Source organism: Kitasatospora sp. NPDC091257, from assembly GCF_044757675.1.
Classification (GTDB): domain Bacteria; phylum Actinomycetota; class Actinomycetes; order Streptomycetales; family Streptomycetaceae; genus Kitasatospora; species Kitasatospora lactacystinica.
This window is the reverse complement of the sequence record NZ_JBIVVI010001285.1, coordinates 1-2,462: the sequence shown is the minus strand read 5'-3', so window position 1 is coordinate 2,462 and position 2,462 is coordinate 1. Positions and strand designations below refer to the sequence as shown.

Annotated in this window: 4 protein-coding genes; 1 reads left to right on the top strand and 3 read right to left on the bottom strand. The window is 74.8% G+C overall.

What is annotated here, in order from left to right; translation table 11 throughout:
* Positions 1-85 precede the first annotated feature (85 nt).
* Together ACIQOV_RS37390 and ACIQOV_RS37385 are read right to left on the bottom strand one after the other, a co-directional pair.
* Positions 86-574, bottom strand: a complete 489-nt coding sequence (locus ACIQOV_RS37390) for a GNAT family N-acetyltransferase (protein WP_401055241.1) — start codon at positions 572-574, stop codon at positions 86-88.
* A 23-nt stretch (positions 575-597) separates the two neighbouring features.
* Positions 598-1,488 (bottom strand): NAD(P)-dependent oxidoreductase, encoded by an 891-nt coding sequence (locus tag ACIQOV_RS37385; RefSeq protein WP_401055240.1) that lies wholly within the window; start codon positions 1,486-1,488, stop codon positions 598-600.
* Between the two features lie 106 nt (positions 1,489-1,594).
* Between ACIQOV_RS37385 and ACIQOV_RS37380 the strand changes: the two genes are divergently transcribed.
* The gene (locus tag ACIQOV_RS37380; protein WP_359898000.1) at positions 1,595-1,942 is read left to right on the top strand and encodes a helix-turn-helix domain-containing protein; all 348 of its coding nucleotides are present in this window, start codon (positions 1,595-1,597) and stop codon (positions 1,940-1,942) included.
* A gap of 42 nt (positions 1,943-1,984) precedes the next feature.
* Here ACIQOV_RS37380 and ACIQOV_RS37375 read toward each other — a convergent pair whose 3' ends face one another.
* Complete coding sequence (locus tag ACIQOV_RS37375; protein ID WP_387693905.1) at positions 1,985-2,407, bottom strand: DUF350 domain-containing protein; 423 nt, start codon at positions 2,405-2,407, stop codon at positions 1,985-1,987.
* Positions 2,408-2,462 lie beyond the last annotated feature (55 nt).

Below are 2,462 nucleotides of genomic sequence, written 5' to 3'. Positions count from 1 at the left end.
GCTCGCCAAGCTCAAGGACGCCGAGAAGGAGATCGAGCGCTTCCGCGCCGAGAAGGTGCTGGCCGCCGCGGCGGGTCTGGCCGACTCAGCCGAGGCGGCGGTAGAGGGCCACGGCGGCGGTGTCGGTGGCGAGCACGTCGAGCACGGGGTGCAGGCCGAGCGCCCGCGCGTGCGCCACGGCGCAGGCCAGCAGCCGGGCGCCGACGAGGCGGCCACGCGCCTCGGGGGCGACGTAGAGCCGGCCGATCACGGCGGTGAGCTCCGGGCGGCCGCCGGTGCGCCCGCTCCACAGGACGGGGGCGAGGTCGCCCGGGGCGCTGCGGGCCAGGCCGACGTGCCCGCTGAGCCGGCCGTCCGACTCGGCGATCCAGGCGGCGAGCAGGCCGTCCGGGGTCAGCCAGGCGGCGGGGCGGTCGGGCCAGTCGGCGGGATAGCCGTCGACGGTGTGGACGTCGCCCAGCACCCGGACGCAGTCGGCGAGGTCGTCGGCGCGGCGCGGTCTGACGACCACCCCCGCCCCGGCCTGCCCTGGTTCGGACGCGACGACGGTGGCGCGTTCTTCGAGGTCTGCCATGCCGGTACGTTACCGGCCGGCCCTCACCGTCGCAGCAGGTCGACGACCCCGGTCAGGTCCTCCCCACCGCCACCGACCTCCAGTCGGCGCTCCATCAACCGAAAGTATGGTTCGAGGAGTTCGGCGCTCACCCGCTGCTCCTCGGCGGTGCGCAGCAGCGTCTCCTTGCCGGCCACCTGCATCGCCAGGTTGGACACTACGTCCCGGGCGTAGTCGCCGCTCTCCAGCTGCGCCGCCGTCCTGGCCACCGAGCCGGACATCGCGGCCAGCCAGTCGCCCAGCAGCGGCGCCAGCCCGCTCGGCGCCACGGCCTCGCCGCGGACCAGCGCGAAGGCGTGCGCGATCCCGGCGAACATCCCGTACATCCCGCTGAGCAGCGCCACGTCGTGCAGCGCCGCGTACCCGGCGTCGGCGCCCACGTAGCGGGTTCCGGCCGGGACGGCGAGGGCGCCCCCGTGCTCCTCGAACAGCTCGGACGAGCCGCTGTAGAACACGTACGCCCCGGCCGCCGGGACACCGATCATCGGCGGGACGGCCATGATCCCGCCGTCCAGGTAGCGGGCGCCGCGCTCCTCGGCCCAGGCGGCCCGGGCACGGGCCTGCCCGGGAGTGCTGGTGACCAGGTTGACCAGGTCCTTGCCGGTCAGGTCGACGCCGTCCAGCGCCGCCGGCACGGAGGCGTCGTCGAGCAGGCAGACGACGACCAGCCGGTTCGCGGCGACGGCCCGCGCGACGGTGGCGGCGACGGTGGCGCCCCGGGCGGCGAGTCCGTCGGCACGGGCGGCGGTGCGGTTCCAGACGGTCAGCGGGTGCCCGGCGGCGAGCCAGGCCTCGGCCAGCGCGGTGCCCATCGCGCCGAGGCCGAGCAGGGTGAGCGGGGTCCTGGGGGTGTTCTCAACGGGGTTGGTTGCCATGGCAGTCAGCCTCCGCGCCGGCCCTGGAAACGATCAAGTACGCACTTCGAAGTGGGTGGTTACCCTGGGGTGAGCATCGAGCTGGCAGGGGCCGGAAGGGGTGGGCATGGCGATCGTGTCGAGGCCTGGGGCGCACGTCTGCGGGACCGACGCCGCGATGGACGTGATCGGCGGCAAGTGGAAGGTGTCGATCCTCTGGGCCCTGGGCGAACGCCCGCACTGCCGCTTCGGCGAGCTGCGCCGGCTGCTGCCGGGGATCACCGAGAAGGTGCTGGCCGCGCACCTGCGCGAGATGGAGGCGCACGGCATCGTGCACCGGGAGGCGTACGACGAGGTGCCGCCCCGGGTCGAGTACGCGCTGACCGGGGCGGGGCACCGCCTCAACACGGCGCTGGGGCCGCTGGGGGACTGGGGGCGGGAGCACGTCCTGGGCGAGGCGCCCCGCCCGGCGTAGCGCGGCCCGGCGTAGCGCGGCCCGGCGCAGCGCGGCCCGGGCCTACGCGATCGCGGCCGACACCACCGCCGCCACCGCGATGTTGCAGGCCGCGGACACCCACACCGCCGGGTGCGGCTCCGGATCGACCAGGATCTCGCCGAGCCTGCCCGGCGTCAGCAGGTCCACCAGCCAGAACGCGACGGCCATCAGCACCAGCCCGAGCAGGCCGTAGCAGGCCGTCGACACCAGGCCCTTGCCGAAGTCGGCATAGGTGTACATGATCGCGGTGAAGACGATGCCGCCGATGCCGAGCAGGGCGGAGCTGAGCAGGACGGCGGCGTTGCGGTTGCGCTCGACCCAGATCTGCCGGCCGAGCTTGCCGGGCGTCAGCAGGTCGACCAGGCCGATGCCGAGGAGCAGCAGCACCACGCCGAGGGTGCCGTAGGCCGCCGCCGCACCGAGCCCGTGCAGGATGTCGTTCATCGTGGTTCCAGCCCCCGGTCCGCTCATGCCGTCCCCCCGACCGTGCCGGTCGGGG